Origin of the sequence: Priestia sp. J2 (assembly GCF_020790095.1) — a bacterium.
In the GTDB taxonomy this organism is placed as follows: domain Bacteria; phylum Bacillota; class Bacilli; order Bacillales; family Bacillaceae_H; genus Priestia; species Priestia zanthoxyli.
Map to the genome: position 1 here is coordinate 967,713 of NZ_CP086208.1, position 16,067 is coordinate 983,779.

General features: G+C 38.0%; 19 protein-coding genes. 10 read left to right on the forward strand and 9 right to left on the reverse strand.

The annotated features are described in order from the left end of the window. Nucleotides 1–121 precede the first annotated feature (121 nt). Nucleotides 122–1,654 carry a diguanylate cyclase domain-containing protein gene (locus LJY09_RS04970; RefSeq protein WP_228307513.1) on the forward strand — a complete coding sequence of 511 codons (1,533 nt, stop codon included), beginning with the start codon at nt 122–124 and terminating at the stop codon, nt 1,652–1,654. 28 nt (nt 1,655–1,682) lie between these two features. Here LJY09_RS04970 and LJY09_RS04975 read toward each other — a convergent pair whose 3' ends face one another. From LJY09_RS04975 to LJY09_RS04995, 5 genes are all read right to left on the reverse strand, one after another. After that, on the reverse strand, nt 1,683–1,856 hold the full coding sequence (locus LJY09_RS04975) for a twin-arginine translocase TatA/TatE family subunit (protein ID WP_013055701.1): 174 nt from the start codon (nt 1,854–1,856) through the stop codon (nt 1,683–1,685). Between the two features lie 73 nt (nt 1,857–1,929). After that, entirely contained in the window at nt 1,930–2,244 is a 315-nt protein-coding gene (locus LJY09_RS04980; protein WP_098999759.1) for a DMT family transporter, read from the reverse strand. Nucleotide 2,245: 1 nt separating this feature from the next. Further along, on the reverse strand, nt 2,246–2,587 hold the full coding sequence (sugE, locus tag LJY09_RS04985; protein WP_028412237.1) for a quaternary ammonium compound efflux SMR transporter SugE: 342 nt from the start codon (nt 2,585–2,587) through the stop codon (nt 2,246–2,248). A 42-nt stretch (nt 2,588–2,629) separates the two neighbouring features. Then, complete coding sequence (locus LJY09_RS04990) at nt 2,630–3,220, reverse strand: TetR/AcrR family transcriptional regulator (RefSeq protein WP_014461312.1); 591 nt, start codon at nt 3,218–3,220, stop codon at nt 2,630–2,632. A gap of 83 nt (nt 3,221–3,303) precedes the next feature. After that, the gene (locus LJY09_RS04995; protein WP_098999758.1) at nt 3,304–3,957 is read right to left on the reverse strand and encodes a hypothetical protein; all 654 of its coding nucleotides are present in this window, start codon (nt 3,955–3,957) and stop codon (nt 3,304–3,306) included. 908 nt (nt 3,958–4,865) lie between these two features. Between LJY09_RS04995 and pgsB the strand changes: the two genes are divergently transcribed. The 6 genes from pgsB to LJY09_RS05025 all read left to right on the forward strand — a co-directional run bounded on the left by pgsB (nt 4,866) and on the right by LJY09_RS05025 (nt 11,249). After that, nucleotides 4,866–6,047, forward strand: coding sequence for a poly-gamma-glutamate synthase PgsB (gene pgsB, locus LJY09_RS05000; RefSeq protein WP_014461310.1), 1,182 nt, complete (start codon nt 4,866–4,868; stop codon nt 6,045–6,047). Nucleotides 6,048–6,063: 16 nt separating this feature from the next. After that, complete coding sequence (gene pgsC, locus LJY09_RS05005; RefSeq protein ID WP_013055707.1) at nt 6,064–6,513, forward strand: poly-gamma-glutamate biosynthesis protein PgsC; 450 nt, start codon at nt 6,064–6,066, stop codon at nt 6,511–6,513. Between the two features lie 40 nt (nt 6,514–6,553). After that, nucleotides 6,554–7,750 (forward strand): CapA family protein, encoded by a 1,197-nt coding sequence (locus LJY09_RS05010; protein WP_028412240.1) that lies wholly within the window; start codon nt 6,554–6,556, stop codon nt 7,748–7,750. Nucleotides 7,751–7,779: 29 nt separating this feature from the next. Next, entirely contained in the window at nt 7,780–9,342 is a 1,563-nt protein-coding gene (locus tag LJY09_RS05015) for a gamma-glutamyltransferase family protein (protein WP_028412241.1), read from the forward strand. Nucleotides 9,343–9,362: 20 nt separating this feature from the next. Then, nucleotides 9,363–9,566, forward strand: a complete 204-nt coding sequence (locus LJY09_RS05020; protein WP_014461308.1) for a CapE family protein — start codon at nt 9,363–9,365, stop codon at nt 9,564–9,566. A gap of 123 nt (nt 9,567–9,689) precedes the next feature. Further along, complete coding sequence (locus LJY09_RS05025; protein WP_154973452.1) at nt 9,690–11,249, forward strand: gamma-glutamyltransferase family protein; 1,560 nt, start codon at nt 9,690–9,692, stop codon at nt 11,247–11,249. Between the two features lie 26 nt (nt 11,250–11,275). On the opposite strand, the gene LJY09_RS05030 is transcribed toward LJY09_RS05025, so the two are convergent. Next, nucleotides 11,276–11,725 (reverse strand): staygreen family protein, encoded by a 450-nt coding sequence (locus tag LJY09_RS05030; RefSeq protein WP_028412243.1) that lies wholly within the window; start codon nt 11,723–11,725, stop codon nt 11,276–11,278. A gap of 148 nt (nt 11,726–11,873) precedes the next feature. On the opposite strand from LJY09_RS05030, the gene LJY09_RS05035 reads away from it, so the two are divergent. The 3 genes from LJY09_RS05035 to LJY09_RS05045 all read left to right on the forward strand — a co-directional run bounded on the left by LJY09_RS05035 (nt 11,874) and on the right by LJY09_RS05045 (nt 13,526). Continuing rightward, nucleotides 11,874–12,041 (forward strand): hypothetical protein, encoded by a 168-nt coding sequence (locus LJY09_RS05035; protein ID WP_014461305.1) that lies wholly within the window; start codon nt 11,874–11,876, stop codon nt 12,039–12,041. A gap of 222 nt (nt 12,042–12,263) precedes the next feature. Then, the gene (locus LJY09_RS05040) at nt 12,264–12,737 is read left to right on the forward strand and encodes a hypothetical protein (protein ID WP_028412244.1); all 474 of its coding nucleotides are present in this window, start codon (nt 12,264–12,266) and stop codon (nt 12,735–12,737) included. Between the two features lie 129 nt (nt 12,738–12,866). Further along, on the forward strand, nt 12,867–13,526 hold the full coding sequence (locus LJY09_RS05045; protein ID WP_028412245.1) for a haloacid dehalogenase type II: 660 nt from the start codon (nt 12,867–12,869) through the stop codon (nt 13,524–13,526). A gap of 30 nt (nt 13,527–13,556) precedes the next feature. Here the strand turns inward: LJY09_RS05045 and LJY09_RS05050 are convergent, their stop codons facing one another. From LJY09_RS05050 to LJY09_RS05060, 3 genes are all read right to left on the reverse strand, one after another. After that, entirely contained in the window at nt 13,557–13,739 is a 183-nt protein-coding gene (locus tag LJY09_RS05050; RefSeq protein ID WP_014461302.1) for a CsbD family protein, read from the reverse strand. Nucleotides 13,740–13,879: 140 nt separating this feature from the next. Further along, on the reverse strand, nt 13,880–14,371 hold the full coding sequence (locus LJY09_RS05055) for an NUDIX hydrolase (RefSeq protein ID WP_028412246.1): 492 nt from the start codon (nt 14,369–14,371) through the stop codon (nt 13,880–13,882). Nucleotides 14,372–14,460: 89 nt separating this feature from the next. After that, nucleotides 14,461–16,011: a glycoside hydrolase family 10-like protein gene (locus LJY09_RS05060; protein ID WP_028412247.1), complete on the reverse strand. Its 1,551-nt coding sequence runs from the start codon at nt 16,009–16,011 to the stop codon at nt 14,461–14,463. Nucleotides 16,012–16,067: the final 56 nt, after the last annotated feature.

Below are 16,067 nucleotides of genomic sequence, written 5' to 3' on the forward strand. Positions count from 1 at the left end.
AAATGATAGTACTGTTCGATAAATCAAACAGTACTAGTTATAAAAAAGCAGCTGTAAACAATATGTAAGCTAAGAAGCCTATTGTTTTTGTTTTAGCTTTTGGAAAGAGGTGAAGAATAGAGTGAGTCAACTTCTCTTTAATATCACGTTAATTATTTCTTTCTTGTTTGCTGCGAGTATAGTTCGAGAGCAAATCATTTATAGAGTAGAAGGAATAAAACGGTATAAAATGTATCGCTTAATTTATTACGGATGTTCTTATGGACTATTAGGCAGCATTTTAATGATATATACAATTAAAATAGATTCTACTATTATTCTTGACCTTCGCTTTTTAGCGGTGACAATTGTTTGTCTTTATGCAGGAATGATACCGGCTATCATTGCAGCTTGTATTATAGGAGTAATGCGTTTGCTTTTATTTGGAATTACGGAAAGCGGAATAATAGGCGCTGCTACAATTATCGTAATGGCTTTACTGTCTGGGTGGACGGTTCGCTTACCTTATCGTCCATTTATTCGTTTTCAATTAATGAATTCTATTAGCTTGCTTTGCGTATTTTTCTCATTGTCCTTTCTTTTTAAAGATATGAAGCACGCCGCTGCGACTATCGTCTATTTACTCCCTGCTTCCTTTATAGGGGGGTGTTTAGTGTATCTAGCAGGTAGATATATATATGTATCTCGCGTAACGACAAGTCAGCATAAAAAACTGTCTAAAATGTTTTCGGTTATGGTTCAAAATGCAAAGACAGGTACCATGATTGAAACGCCGGAGCGCGAAGTAGCCGTTATTAATCAAACTTTTTGTGACATGTTTGATATACCCGGGCCTCCTAATCAATATGTTGGACTGGAAAGTAATCAGCTGTTTTTATCTCACGCTCCTATGTTGAAAGATTCTGCTAGGTTTTTAAAAACGGTAGAAAGCACCGTTTATTCAAAAGAGTCAATAGTAGATGAAGAAATTACGTTTATTAACGGTAAAATTTATGCGCGTGACTACATTCCAATCTATGAAGGTCACGTGTATATTGGCCACTATTGGGAATATCGAGATATTACGGAGAAAAAGAAGGCTGAGTGTGATCTTCTCAAAGCTAATAAAAAGCTTGAAATGCTGTCCATGAAAGATGGCTTAACGGGTCTGAACAACCGCCGATCTCTTGATAAACAGCTGGAAATCGAGTGGGAATACGCACGGAAAGAAAAAGAGCCGCTTTCTTTTCTTTTATTTGATATTGATTATTTTAAAGCGTATAACGATACCTATGGCCATATTCAAGGAGACGAATGCTTAAAAGAAGTAGCGAATATCGCTAAAAGCGTTGTCTTTGACGAATCGGTTTTTGTCGCAAGATACGGAGGAGAAGAGTTTGGTATATTGCTTCCTCGAGCTAATCAATATGAAGCGATAAAAATGGCAGAAGCTATTAGACAGCAAGTGGAGGGCCGTGGAATTGTCCATCAAGCTTCTGAAGTGTTTAAGTGCGTCACTATCAGCGTTGGAATAATGACAGTCGTTCCATCCGAAAACATACAGCCCATTTCAATTGTTCATCAAGCAGATCTGGCTTTATATGAAGCAAAGCGTACGGGTCGAAATCGAATTTCAGTATATTCTCACCACAAAGAAGCTGACTCAAACGTTTGAGTCAGCTTTTAAAAGAGATATAAGCCTCTTATTTAGGAGGGGCTTTTTCTTTTTCGTCTTCTTCCATAATTCCTTTTGTAGCGTTTTTAAACTCTTTTAACGTTTTTCCAGCAGCTTTTCCTAATTCCGGCAGTTTCTTTGGACCAAAAAGCAATAGAGCGACAAATACAATTAAGGCAATTTCTCCAAACCCAAGGTTCATTGTCATCGTCTCCTATTTTTTGAAAGTGTTTACAAGTTTAGTATAGCACGAAAAGAGGGGAAGTAGTACACCCTTATCCAGTGATTTTAAGGCCGATTACACCTGCTACAATACAAAAAATAAATAGAATTTGACGCATATCTTTTGCTTCGCGAAAGAAAAGCATGCCAAGAAGTACACTTCCGGCAGCGCCTACTCCCGTCCATATACCGTAAGCTGTTCCAAGAGGTATTTCTTTTAACGCTAAGGAGAGAAGATAAAAACTTCCTGCACCGAAAAGGATAAATCCAATTGAAGGAAGCAATCGCTTAAATCCATCCGAAAGTTTTAAGAAAATCACAAATCCCACTTCGCAGAAACCAGCAGCTATTAATGCAATCCAGGCCATGTTACGATTCCTCTCTTTCTGTTTCTTCAGTAGAAATTAACTTTAAACCGATAATTCCAAAAATCATTAATCCTAAAAATAAAATCTTTCCAATATTTACGCCTTCGTCTAAAACAGTCATACCGAGTATCGCTGTACCAGCAGCTCCTATACCAGTGAACACTGCATAAGCTGTTCCCACAGCAATTTTTTTTAAGGCATTTGAAAAGAAATAAAAGCTGATGACAATTGTGACGATCGTAATGATTGTTGGAGTTAATTCAGTAAATCCGTGTGAATATTTTAAGCCGATTGCCCATACAATCTCGAGCAAACCAGCGATAATAAGGTAAATCCAAGCCATTTTAATTCCTCCTTACATAATAATAAGCCCTTTTTACAGGGCCTATTTAGCGCGTATGCCTTCCCAAAATATTGTCCAAGCATCGTGGATTTTTTGATCATAATACTCTGGTTCATAGTAAAAGCGCTGAATGAACAGTCCGTCGGTTAAACAATAAAAGCTATTGATATACAAATCAATCGGACGTTCAATTATTTCGCCTTCAGCCATTCCCTGTGTAAAAATAGCATGCAGAATTTGATCAGACAATCGTTCGCTTCTTAAGAAAATAGCTTTTACTTCCGACTGCAAATGCTCAGGTGGAAACAAAATAAGACGACGGTACATCTGGCCAAAAGAATCTTTTTCAATCATCGTGCAGAAATCTACAACAAAGCAGTGAAGCTGTTCTTTAGCAGACTTTGTTTTATGCTGTTCGTATATAACAGATAACTTTGTTAAAAATAAATTCATTAAATCATGCACGGTTAGTAAAAATAAGTCGTCTTTGTTCTTAAAATGAGCGTACAGGGAAGGTTTTTTTATGCCTACTTTTGATGAGATATCAGCAAGCGATGTTTCTGTATAGCCTTTTTCTCCAAAGAGCTCCATTGCGGCAGCTCTAATTTTTTCTACAGTTGATAATTCACTCAAAAAAGCTCCTCCTCAATCTAACTAACGGTCGTTAGGTAAAAGATATCAAATATAAAAAAAAGAAGCAAGGGAATCGCTTCTTTTTAATGTATTTTTACTAAATGACGCTGAGTTAAAAATAAAGAAAAGATAAAAATAAGCTCAAACGTATTTGTTACGGCTGTGCTTGGTATAGGAATTGACACGGCACTTCCTACAATCATCACGGCTACTCCAATCATCATGCTGCTCCACCTGGTCTTGCGAAATAAAGAAATTCCAACAAAAAGCAAAATAATCGCCACAATAAGAACCATAAGAGGAGGACCGGATGATCCCACTAATGTATAGCGAACAATGCCATATTCACGTACAACTTCCATACGCTGACTAATCGTCTCGATTATTTCATAGCTAATTAAGGCAAACGTAGTCAGCAAAAAAACAATGCTGGCAACAGGTTTTTTAGCCCATGTGATCGTCGAATATTTCGCTACGCCATACGCAAAGAGCACCAAAGTAGGGGTAAATAAAGCGTGAAACCAAAAGCGAAGCATGCTGAGTGAACGTAAAGTATCGCCTTCACCGATAAATGAACCAATCCCAATCATTACATTATCGTAAATTAGTCCAGCTATTACTAAAGGAAGAAATAGCATGTAAAACGGCGAAGTGTTTTTTCGTACTACATATATGCTAAAGAAAAACAGGACAATGTAGCAAAAAGAAAATAGAAAATAAAGGATTGTATCAACCATTGTTTTCCTCCTTTTGATGATACTTCTTCTTTTTATGATAACATCATATGCCAAAAAAGTGAGAAATCATGCATTTTTCTAGGCAATCTTAACGGACAAAAGATGCCTTTATCGGTAGAAAGATTCAGAAAATATTGAAATAAAAATAGGAAAAGAGGCCATAGTCAAGAGATTTAGATTTACTGAATTGATTATTAAATAAAGGGAATCTATAAAATAACAACAAAAGAACTAGGTACATATGGAGTCTAAATGCTTATAAAATTAGAAAAAAATATTTAATGTCCTTTCTATTTAAGTAAGTTAAATGTAAGCAGAAAATGATAAATAAATGTATTTTTCTTACTTTTATATCTATCTATCATCCTCACAAGTACGGTTGTTAGACAAATTCAATTGGTATATCCATAAAAAGGAATTAATGGGATAAACTATTTTTTATTCCACCTTTATATTACAAAACGTTTTCTAAAGTTAAGAAATTTTTAATTACGTAATATTTCCGTGTGTTAATTGTAAGAGTGATGTATAAAATATTCCTGTTGTTATGGTAAAAAAAGGTATCGATGGGATTTTTCTAGGTAATTAAACTTTAGACCTATTCTGTAAATTTTAAATAAAACGATGAGTTTTTAATTCTGTAAATAGACAATCGGAATTGTAAGAATATATAACATTTGAGCTATTGACCACTAATGAGCGCAGATGATAGTTTTAGAGCTGTTGAAATTGGTACTCGAGTCCATTTTTCAAAGCAGGTGTTTTAGCAGCATGCTAGCGCTGTTAATTGATTAGCTCCCATACATATATAAAGGGAGTGAAACTATGAAATCGTATATCTATCATTATGAATCAAAAGCATTCATAACGTATCCAACAGGAGAAGTTTGGAAGGAGAAGAATGAAACATGATCTTAATTATCCTCTGCTGCCTATTTTTAGTAGGGTATGGCGTTTGGGAGTATCGCAGACATTTACGCAAGCTGCATTCAATTCCTGTACGAGTGAATGTTAATGGTATTCGCGGAAAATCCACCGTTACACGATTGATTACAGGTATTGTAAAAGAAGCAGGTTACAAAACAGTAGGGAAAACGACAGGAACACAAGCACGTATGATCTACTGGCATACAAGTGAAGAAGAACCAATTATTCGTCGTAAAGAAGGTCCGAACATTGGAGAACAGCGACGAGTGGTAAATGAAGTTGCCGATATTGGCGCGGAAGCTCTTATTTGTGAATGTATGGCGGTACAGCCTGATTATCAAATCACATTCCAAAATCAGCTGATTCAAGCCAAGGTAGGCGTTATTGTAAACGTACTAGAAGATCACATGGATGTAATGGGTCCAACTCTAGATGAAGTTGCTCAAGCGTTCACTGCTACTATTCCTTATGATGGTCACCTTGTTACAATTGAAGGTCCATATTTGGAATATTATAAAAAAATAGCCGCAGAGCGCAACACAAAGGTTATTGTAGCTGACAATGATAAAGTATCTGAAGCGTATTTACGTGAATTTGATTATATGGTTTTCCCTGATAATGCTTCCATCGGTTTAGCAGTAGCAGAAGCACTTGGCATCGATGCTGAAACAGCGATGAGAGGAATGTTAAATGCCCAGCCTGACCCAGGAGCTATGAGAATTACAACGTTTGGCGATGAAAAAAATCCAGCATTTTTAGTGAATGGATTTGCTGCCAACGACGCTTCTTCCACGCTTCGTATTTGGGAACGTGTAGATTCAATGAACTATAGTGAAAAGCTTCCTATTGTCATTATGAACTGCCGTCCGGACCGTGTAGATCGCACCGAGCAATTTGCTGAAGATGTAATGCCATACATTGAAGCGGATGTAATGATTGCAATTGGTCAGACGACCTCACCAATCGCTGCTGCACACCAAAGAGGCGAATTACCAACAAAAGAATTCTGGGATATGGAAGGCGCTTCTACAGAAGAAATTTTAGAGCGCATGAAGCCTTATTTAAAAGATCGTATCGTATACGGTGTCGGAAATATCCACGGTTCAGCCGAGCCGCTTGTTGAAGCTATTATTGAAATGAAAAAGATGAGAAAAGCAGTTTAATCTAGGAGGCCATTTCATGTTCGGATCAGATTTATATATTGCCCTTGTGTTAGGGGTTACACTAAGCTTAATTTTTACAGAAAAAACGGGCGTATTGCCAGCCGGTCTTATCGTACCGGGGTATTTAGCTCTTGTATTTGATCAGCCAATTACCATTTTAATGATTTTCTTAATTAGTATTTTAACTTATGTTATCGTCGTGTACGGAATCTCAAAAGTAGTTATTTTATATGGACGTCGCAAATTTACAGCGATGTTAATTACGGGTATTGTGATTAAAGTTGCATTTGATTATTTCTTCCCGATCTTGCCGTTTGAAGTGTTTGAATTACGCGGAATTGGTATCATTGTACCGGGCTTAATTGCAAATACAATGCAAAAGCAAGGTCTTCCTTTAACAGTTGGAACAACGGTTTTATTAAGTGGTGTAACATTTGGAATTATGCAAGTTTATTATTTATTTTAATACACAAACAAACCGCAGCTGGTAAAGGAAGGTGAAAGCGTTGAAAGAGAAAAAATTAAACTTTCAAGAAAAAGTATTGATGTTTATAAAGAAAACAAAGCCTACAACGGGCAAGCAAGCTCTTATCTTAACGCCAATTTTAATCGTAATTTTAGCTCTTTCAGGATGGATGGAGCGTTCGGACGCTCTTGAAAACCCTGAGACGGCTAATCCAGAGGCCAATAATGATTTAACGATGACTATGGTCGGAGACATTATGATGGGTCGCCATGTAAGAGAAGTAACTGAACGCTACGGAGAAGATTTTGTATTCCGCAACGTGGAGCCGTTCTTTAAAAATTCGGATTACGTAAGCGGGAACTACGAAACGCCGATTTTAACAAACGACGTAGATTCATATAAAGCAATGGAAAAAGGTATTCATTTATATAGTAAGCCTGCTGATCTAGCGACCGTTAAAAATGCAGGTTTCGACGTATTAAACTTAGCGAACAACCATTCAATGGACTACAGTGCAAAAGGGTTAGAAGATACGATCTCGACTTTTGAAGCAAACAAATTAGATTTTGTTGGTGCTGGCCGTAACTCTGAAGAAGCAAAGCATATTTCATATAAAGATGCTGACGGCATCCGCATTGCAACCGTAGGGTTTACGGATGTACATTCAGACGGAATGTCCGCTGGAAAAAACAACCCAGGTATTTTAAAAGCAGATCCGGATCTTATTTTCAGCACGATCCAGCAAGCGAAAGCAAATGCTGATTTAGTTGTAGTAAATGCCCACTGGGGTGAAGAATACGATGCACAGCCAAGTCCTCGTCAAGAAGGACTAGCAAAAGCGATGGTAGACGCTGGTGCGGACATTATCATCGGTCACCATCCGCACGTTCTACAGTCATATGACGTATATAAAGGTTCGGTTATTTTCTATAGCCTAGGAAACTTTATCTTTGACCAAGGGTGGTCAAGTACGAAAAATACAGCGATGGTTCAGTATCATTTAAACAAGCAGGGCCAAGCTAAAATTGATGTTATTCCAATGGTTATTAAAGCAGGTACACCAACTCCAACGGATAACCCTTGGCGCATGAAGCGTATTTATAACGATTTAAACAAGTTTTCTTCAAACCCTGAACTGTTAGAAAAAGAACGAAACAAGTTTGAATTAAACTTAGATCATTCTCGCATTATAAAACATGCAGAGGAGCGCAAAAAGAAAGAAGCACAAGCTAACTAATAGCCCGTCATACACAGAGGAGGTAAAAGATGATAAATAAACGTAATACGATTATTGTTTCCATTGTCATCTTTTCACTCATAGTAGGTGTATGTGTTTATCAATTTATGTTTCCAAAACAAGAATATGCAGTAAGTACTTCAGATCCTCGCGCCACAAAAGTAGGTATGGAAATTCTTAAACAAGGCGGTACAGCAGTTGATGCAGCTATTGCCATTTCCTACACGCTTGGTGTTGTGGAACCGTACGGATCAGGACTTGGGGGAGGCGGCGGAATGCTGATTGATCCAGCAGATGCCTCTCCAACATTTATTGACTACCGAGAAATTGCACCTAAGAATGATAAAGAAGATGAGATTGGCGTACCAGGGTTCGTCGCTGGTATGGATTATATTCAGCACCACTACGGATCTCTGTCGATGAGCAAACTAATCGACCCGGCCATTAACTATGCCGAGAAGGGGTACAAAGTGGACAAAGATTTGCACGATAGGCTGGTTTCATACAAAGGTAATGTGAATGAAGATGAAATTCCTAGCTTTTACCCAGATAAAGACGCCATTAACACAGGTGAAATTGTCAAACAGCATGAATTAGCGAACACGCTGCAAAAGATTAAGGAAGAAGGGCCAAATGCTTTTTATAGAGGGAAAATTGCAGACGATATTACAGAAGAAACGAAAGTAAGTCACAAAGACTTGCGAAAGTATGCGCCTGTTGAGCGCAAACCTCTATCAACTAATTATAAAGGTCATCAAATTATTTCAGCACCTCCTCCTTTTGCTGGTGCTACGCTCATTCAAATGTTAAAAATGACGGATCAAGAAGATATTTGGAAGCTGAAGGAATCGCATCCTAGTCTTTATTATCATTTTCTTGGTCAAATTTCAAAAGTAGCTTATCAAGACCGCTTGAAGAAAATTGCCGATCCGGCTTTTATAAAAGAAACGCCAAATGATTGGATCGACGATCACTACGTGCATTTACTTCGTAATAAATTAAATAATACTGAAACAGATCACACCAAAGTAAGCGACGTCGAAGAACATGAAAGTACCACTCATTTTGTTGTGATGGACGGTGACGGAACCGTTGTATCGACAACGAATACGCTGAGTAATTTCTTCGGCAGCGGTGAATATGTAGATGGATTCTTTTTGAATAATACGCTCAATACGTTTGGACAAGGAATTAACAAGCGTGAACCTGGTAAGCGTCCAAGAACATTTACAGCCCCTACCATTATTCGTGAAGGTGATGAATGGGTAATGTCGATTGGCACACCGGGAGGAAATCGTATTCCGCAAGTGTTAACGCAAGTAATTGGGGATTATTTTGAGGACAAAGATTCCATTAAAAAGGCAGTAGAAAACAAGCGTGTGATTTTTGATTCTCATAAGTTTTATTCAGAAGCTAAGCTTAAACAGTCAACTAAAGATGGTTTAAAAACGTACGGCTATGACTTAAAAAACAATGATAACGCGATGTTTTACGGAGGCGTTCAAGCTCTTGTGAAAGACTTAAAGAAAAATAAAATTCAAGGTGACGCTGATCCGCGCCGCCACGGTTTATGGGAAAAAAGTACAGACTAATTTAATTGGAGGAATAGAAAATGATCGCAAAACGTATCGTAGGGATTGTAGGACCAATTGCTATTGTAGCAGGAGTAGTAGCAGGACTTGGAGCTTTAAAACATCCGGCAACTCTTTCAACAGATGAACAGCAAAAAATCGAAAATAACGTAAAAATGATTGAACAAACAAAATCTGCTGCTACAGATGCAGTAAATGATGCTGCAGCAGCTTCTGGGAAATAAAACATATATAGTAATAAAAAGGCATCGTCCGGGGCGATGTCTTTTTTGTGTGCAATTTAATTTATGGATAAAAATGAAAGCGCTTCACAAAATATACATATGAGTAAAAATGGAGGGGAATGTGTGAATAAAAAATTACTGTTATTTAATATTGTTGCTGTTTTGTTGTTAATCGGGGTTATAGCCGCTTTTTTTATGACTCAATCTACAGATCTTAGTCCTAAAAAGCTGCTTAAAAAAAATAATGATCATTCTTATGGTGTGAGTTCATCGAATTCTCTGGCAGCAAATGTAGGGATGGACGTATTAAAAGAAGGCGGGAATGCAGTAGATGCGGCCATTGCTATTTCGTATGCCCTCAATGTAGTCGAACCTTTTGGATCCGGAATTGGCGGAGGTGGAGGTATGCTGATTGCCAAAAAAGATCAGCCTGCTACCTTTATCGATTACCGGGAAACCGCTCCAACTTCTATGAGCGGTAAAAACGGCGTGCCGGGATTTGTGGCTGGCATGGAATATATTCAGCAGAAGTATGGCACAAAATCAATGAGTGATTTAATTCAGCCGGCCGTTGAATACGCTGAAAAAGGGTTTGAAGTAGACTCTCTTTTATCTTCGCGATTGTATTATTCTAGAGGAAGGATGGATGTGGATGATCTATCTGCTTTTTATCCGAAGGGAGAAGCAATCGAAGAAGGAGAAACGCTGTCCCAGCCAGTGTTGGCTAAAACGTTAATTAAGATTCAGCGAGAAGGTGCATCTGCATTTTATAAAGGAGATTTGGCACAAGATCTTGCTGATGCAACGCCTATTTCTAAAAAAGACCTATCTTCCTATCAAGTGACAGAAACCAAGCCTGTCGTTTCTGCTTACAATGGAACGGAAGTGATTTCAGCGCCTCCGCCTTTTTCCGGGATTACACTGATTCAAATGTTAAAAATGGCAGAGAAAGAAAATCTTGAAACAATGCCTGACAAAGACTATTACGAAACGATGAACAGAATTAAAAAAGCAGCTTACTCCGACCGGTTAAAACAAATCGGCGATCCTGACTTTCATAATCAAAACTCAAGTGAGTTAGTTAGTGATGATTATATAACAAACCTGGTCAATCACCCGACAAGTTCTTCAGGTGAAGGGGATGAAGAACACGAAAGTACAACACATTTTGTAGTTATTGATTCAGAAGGAACCGTCGTATCAACAACCAATACGTTAAGTAACTTCTTTGGTACAGGCGAACAAGTTGACGGTTTTTTTCTTAATAACAATGCTGATACGTTTGGAAGCAAAGAACCGAATAATCGTGAGCCAGGAAAAAGAGCAAGAACCTTTACAGCTCCAACTATTATAAGAGAAAAAGGCGAGTGGGCGATGGGAATAGGTTCTCCTGGCGGAACGCGGATTCCTCAAATTTTAACTCAGGTACTTTCTAAAAATCTTGAAGGAAATGAACCGCTTCAAGAAGCTGTAAATGAACCGCGATTTATTTTTGACGATTCGACTATTTATATAGAGCCTGATTTAGATACAAAAAATATCCCTTCTGCGTTTCGGATAGAAACAAAGGAAAGCGACGTCTTTTATGGAGGTATCCAAGCGTTAACCATTAATTTTCAAGATAAACAAATGGAAGGGGCGGGAGACCCTAGAAGAAATGGAGTTTGGAAAACAGGAGATTAACGAAGTAAAGATCCCTTCTCATATGCTTAGGCATAGTGAGAAGGCGTTTGAAAATATCGAATGGAATGAAATTCTTTGTCACTGGAATGAAAATGTACGTAAATGGGGGAACGATCTAAAGCAGGGTGAGCGTTGAAAAACGTGGCATCACCGTAGCGCAATGCTTTTAGTAAGTAAGGCATTTCTTGTTTGAAAATAGCATACCGTATGGCTTGAACAGACTTTTCCGTGTGTTCATTTCCAATAAATACGTATACATACAGCGTATCAACACCGTCTTTGTGGAGCCATTCGGCAAAAAGCTCATTTCGCTGCTCATTTAATTGATCAACAGCAAACTTTTCGTCGATCCAAAGAAATAAATCGTCTGTTTGTTCAGAATGGGTGAGCGTATAGCGACGCCCAATAAAAGGAAAGGTGGGCGTGCTTCCTTGCCGGTATGTGACGCTAAATTGCTGAGGATTAAAAGCAGACAAAGGGCATCTTCCTTTCACGCTTTTAAGTAGTTTATGCATAAAAAAGAGAAATTTCACACATTCGTCAAGAATTTTAAGCTGCTTTTTTTACATGCATACTTATGAAAAAGTTGTTACACTGAAGAAAAGAAATAGTGGGTGATAGAAGATGGAGCCGCTGTATATTGTTTTAACGATTTTTTTAGCAGCCATGCTATCGTATGATATTGCTAAATTTGTTCGAGGAGACCGGCCAGATTGGAAAGAGGGTCTCGTGACGGGCCTTGTGTTCGTGGGCTTTTTAGCAGCCATGCAAATGGCTTTTCACATTGTATAGCGCAGAAAGAGGCTGGGACAAACGTAGTTTAGTTGAAGGAAGATCTGAACGGTGAATTGTTCGGATCTTTTATGGTTAAGGTGAACGTAGATTTCATGTGTGTAGTTATGTCTCAATCTCTTTTTTGAGGATATGTCCGATAAGTTTAGTTCGGCAATACTAAAAAGCCCTGATATCGAATAAGCTGTTGTATACTGCATTTTTGATAAAGGGGCTTTTTACTTGTATCGAAAAAAAACACTGCTTTTGAAGCGAAGTTTAGGAGTAGCTGTGTTTCTTGCTTTGATTGCGCTGGGAATTTGGATGTTTCAATTTACATTCTTTTCTCCGAGTCATCAAGCCAAATCTGCTGTAAAAGAATTTTATACGCTAGAACAGGAAGGGAACTTTTCGGAATCATGGAACCTTTTTCATTCGTCCATGAAAAAGAAGTGGACAAAAGGTGCATACATACAAGATCGAGCACACGTATTTCTCAATCATTTCGGAGTAGACACTTTTACGTATTCCATTGAAGATGTTGAAAAAAGAAAGAGCTGGAAGATGGAAAATGATCGTAAAGCGTTTCCTGTTGTTTACGAAATGACCGTTATCCAAACGTATAAAGGGAAATATGGAAACTTTGATTTGGTGCAGAAAGTGTATGCTGTTCGTGAAAAAGGAGAATGGAAAGTCGTGTGGGATTATAAACAGTAGGAGAGCCTGCTGTTTTTTTATCTTCATAAGAAATGAGCATACTTCAGCTGGTAATATGCCTCTTTTTTAACAGAAAAAACGTTATGTTTTTTTACGAGTGGGTAAAATGAAAGAAGGAGGCGAACACAGATGAAATTTAAAACGATTTTATTTGATGCATATGGAACACTGTTTGATGTACATACCGTTATTGAAACGTGTGATAAGCTGTATCCGGAACGAGGAGAAAGTATTAGCCATTTATGGCGTTTGAAGCAAATTGAATATGCAATGCAATATCAGCTGATGGGACGATACGTTGACTTTTATACATTAACAAATCAATCCCTGAAATATGCAGCAGAAGCAAATGATATTGATTTAACGGAACATGAAGAAAAAATGCTGATGAGTGCTTACATGAAGCTGAATGTCTACGATGAGGTCAAAGAGGTGCTCGCCTATTTAAAAGAAAAAGGATATCGCCTGGCTATTTTTACGAATGGTCCTAAGCATATGATTGATCCGCTTGTTTCTTATCACAATATGAATCATTTATTTGAAGACGTTATTTCCATAGACGAAATCAAACAGTACAAGCCTACAATGGCAAGCTATCATTATGCAAAAAATAAAATGAATGCAAAAAGAGAAGAAGTATTGTTTCTGTCATCGAATACATGGGATATTGCCGGTGCTAAAAACTACGGGTTCGCAACGGCTTGGGTTAACCGAAAAGGAAATGTAGCTGAGCATAAAGAGTTGCAGCCAAACGTAATCATTAAAAGCTTAAATCAGCTTATTAAATAAAAAAAGAACGAGCATTAAGCTCGTCCTTTTTTATTTATTGCTAAATGTATCTTTTGTTTCGCCTACTGCTTTTTGAGCATTTCCTTTTGCTTTCTCAGCTTTTCCTTCACGCTGAAGATCGCGGTTATTCGTTGCATTTCCGACTTGATCTTTTACTTCACCTTTAGCTTTTGATACATTTCCTTTAACTTTATCTCCTAAACCTTTACTCATTTTAATCTTCCTTTCTATTAGTGATTAAGTAGTGTTACTTGTCTATTCCACCGTTAGAAAGAAATTAAACATATTTTCTGATTTTGGCCTAAACAGAAGCTAAGCCTGCGATATTTAGAAGTACTGTTTAGTCACTATCATCATTCGGAGGTTTTAAGTTCCCACTCATCATAAATCTGAGATTCATAAGGCCATGATAATAAGCTTAAAGATTCCACTGCTTTTAGAACAAGAGGAGAAGCATTATCGATGTTAAGATCTTGCGGTGCGATCCACAATGCTTCCAAAGAATCTTGTCCTTCAAACTGGACGGGGTTGGAAAGAAGCTCACCGCCGGCAATGTCTACGTAATAAAAAACAGCAATGTGATGTACATGGGTAAATTCTTTCCACTTACAGGGATACTGAAAATCCGTTGTACCGGCTTGAGAAATAATAGTAATTTCAAAGCCAGTTTCTTCACTAAATTCTCTTTTCATCGCATCTGTTAATGTTTCGCCGTGCTCTAGCTGTCCGCCTGGCAAATCAAAGCGATGAATATACGGCCCTCTATTTTTTCGAATAACAAGCAGCTTGTCATCTCGCATACAAATTCCATATACGCCAAAGGCACGATCATAGTTTGGTTCCATCTTTTTTCACTACTTTCTATAACAGAATGGCTTGATAAAGCATCATTTGATTTCTTTATCCTACCATACATTTTGTTATAGAACCTTTTTTAATGAGGTGCTTTTACAGTAAGCGTACGGGAAACATCACTTTCGTTATGCAAACGGTCAACAGAGGTTACAACATATGTGTATGTTTGATTTTTGAGTGCGCTTTGATCTACAAATAATTGTGTTTCTCCTGTTTTCCGAACGGTTGTCAGTAAGTTTTCTGCGTTGTTGATGTCACCTCGTTTATTGCCTTGGAAGCGATAAATGGCATAATAGGCGGAATCATTCTGCTGATGATCTCGAATTTCAAACGCCGCTTCTTTTGTATGAGGGCCCGCGTTTTTTAATTTTGGTGCTTTTGGAGCCGTATCATCAAGCCAAGGCATTGCCGGAATAAGAGCAGGATGTTTATAAATATCGTTTTGCAGCTTATCTTTTATTCCTAGCGGGTTTCGGTTCAAATCTTTCAGGCTAAAATGCATGCTCCCGTGTACTTCTGGAAATTGATGATTCAGAGCAATTTGCCTTGGATACTCATCGGGATCAGACCATGCTTCCACCGCGTTGTTATTAATTTTATAAGCAGCTTGTCCAATATAAAGGTGAACTGGCTTTCCGCGAACTTCATCTCTCCACCAGTTGAGCAGCGTATCGTAAGCAGCGGGTTCAAATCCAATATTCCAATAAATTTGCGGAGTGATGTAATCAATATATCCATTTTGAATCCACGTACGCGTATCAGCATACAAATCATCGTAGTTTGTTTGTCCAGCAGTCGTCTCAGAGCCAGTTGGATCATTAGCGATGTTTCTCCACACGCCGAACGGACTGATGCCAAACTTCACGTATGATTTTGTTTTTTTAATAGCCGTATTTAAATCTCGAACAAGCTGATTAACATTGTCTCGGCGCCAGTCTTCAATATTCGAAAACGTTTGAGCACCGTAGGTTTCATATGTTTTTTGATCTGGAAACATTTGACCTGCAATTTTGTAAGGATAAAAATAGTCATCCATATGAACAGCATCAATATCATAGTTTCTTACGACTTCGAGCACTTCTTCAATAATAAAGTTTTTTACTTCGGGAATACCTGGGTTGTAGTAGAGTTGTTTTCCATAGGAGACGACCCAATCAGGATGTTGTTTGGCAGGATGATTATCGGCAAGTTTGTTTAAATCAGTATGATTCATGGTAATGCGGTAAGGGTTAAACCATGCGTGGAATTCTAAGTTGCGCTTATGTGCTTCCTCCACCATAAAAGCTAGAGGATCGTAGCCGGGATCTTTACCTTGTGTACCCGTTAAATATTCTGACCACGGGCCATATTTCGACGGATAAAAGGAATCAGCGGTAGGTTTAATTTGAACGACCACAGCATTCATTCCCATCTTTTGTACTTCATCTAGCAAATAGGTAAACTCTTTTTTTTGCTGCTCAACCGGAAGACCAGGCTGAGAAGGCCAGTCAATATTGTATACGCTTGCAATCCAAGCCGCTCGAAGCTCCCGTTTTTGATACGTAGTAGGTACGTCTGCTTTAGCAGGTAATGTGCTCGAACAAAACAGCAGCAAAAACAAGATGCCTCCAATCCATTTTTTTATATGCATGTTCGTTCCTCCTTCTTTTTTTGGTTGAGATAAAATTTCTTTCATAATATAGCATG

Bases quoted from the DNA above. Each gene is read 5' to 3' on its own strand.
- LJY09_RS05020 (WP_014461308.1), top strand. From the start codon at position 9,363: ATGATCGCAAAACGTATCGTAGGGATTGTAGGACCAATTGCTATTGTA.
- LJY09_RS05060 (WP_028412247.1), bottom strand. From the start codon at position 16,011: ATGCATATAAAAAAATGGATTGGAGGCATCTTGTTTTTGCTGCTGTTT.
- LJY09_RS05015 (WP_028412241.1), top strand. From the start codon at position 7,780: ATGATAAATAAACGTAATACGATTATTGTTTCCATTGTCATCTTTTCA.
- sugE (WP_028412237.1), bottom strand. From the start codon at position 2,587: ATGGCTTGGATTTACCTTATTATCGCTGGTTTGCTCGAGATTGTATGG.
- LJY09_RS05045 (WP_028412245.1), top strand. From the start codon at position 12,867: ATGAAATTTAAAACGATTTTATTTGATGCATATGGAACACTGTTTGAT.
- pgsB (WP_014461310.1), top strand. From the start codon at position 4,866: ATGATCTTAATTATCCTCTGCTGCCTATTTTTAGTAGGGTATGGCGTT.
- LJY09_RS05035 (WP_014461305.1), top strand. From the start codon at position 11,874: ATGGAGCCGCTGTATATTGTTTTAACGATTTTTTTAGCAGCCATGCTA.
- pgsC (WP_013055707.1), top strand. From the start codon at position 6,064: ATGTTCGGATCAGATTTATATATTGCCCTTGTGTTAGGGGTTACACTA.
- LJY09_RS04980 (WP_098999759.1), bottom strand. From the start codon at position 2,244: ATGGCCTGGATTGCATTAATAGCTGCTGGTTTCTGCGAAGTGGGATTT.
- LJY09_RS05055 (WP_028412246.1), bottom strand. From the start codon at position 14,371: ATGGAACCAAACTATGATCGTGCCTTTGGCGTATATGGAATTTGTATG.
- LJY09_RS04975 (WP_013055701.1), bottom strand. From the start codon at position 1,856: ATGAACCTTGGGTTTGGAGAAATTGCCTTAATTGTATTTGTCGCTCTA.
- LJY09_RS04995 (WP_098999758.1), bottom strand. From the start codon at position 3,957: ATGGTTGATACAATCCTTTATTTTCTATTTTCTTTTTGCTACATTGTC.
- LJY09_RS05050 (WP_014461302.1), bottom strand. From the start codon at position 13,739: ATGAGTAAAGGTTTAGGAGATAAAGTTAAAGGAAATGTATCAAAAGCT.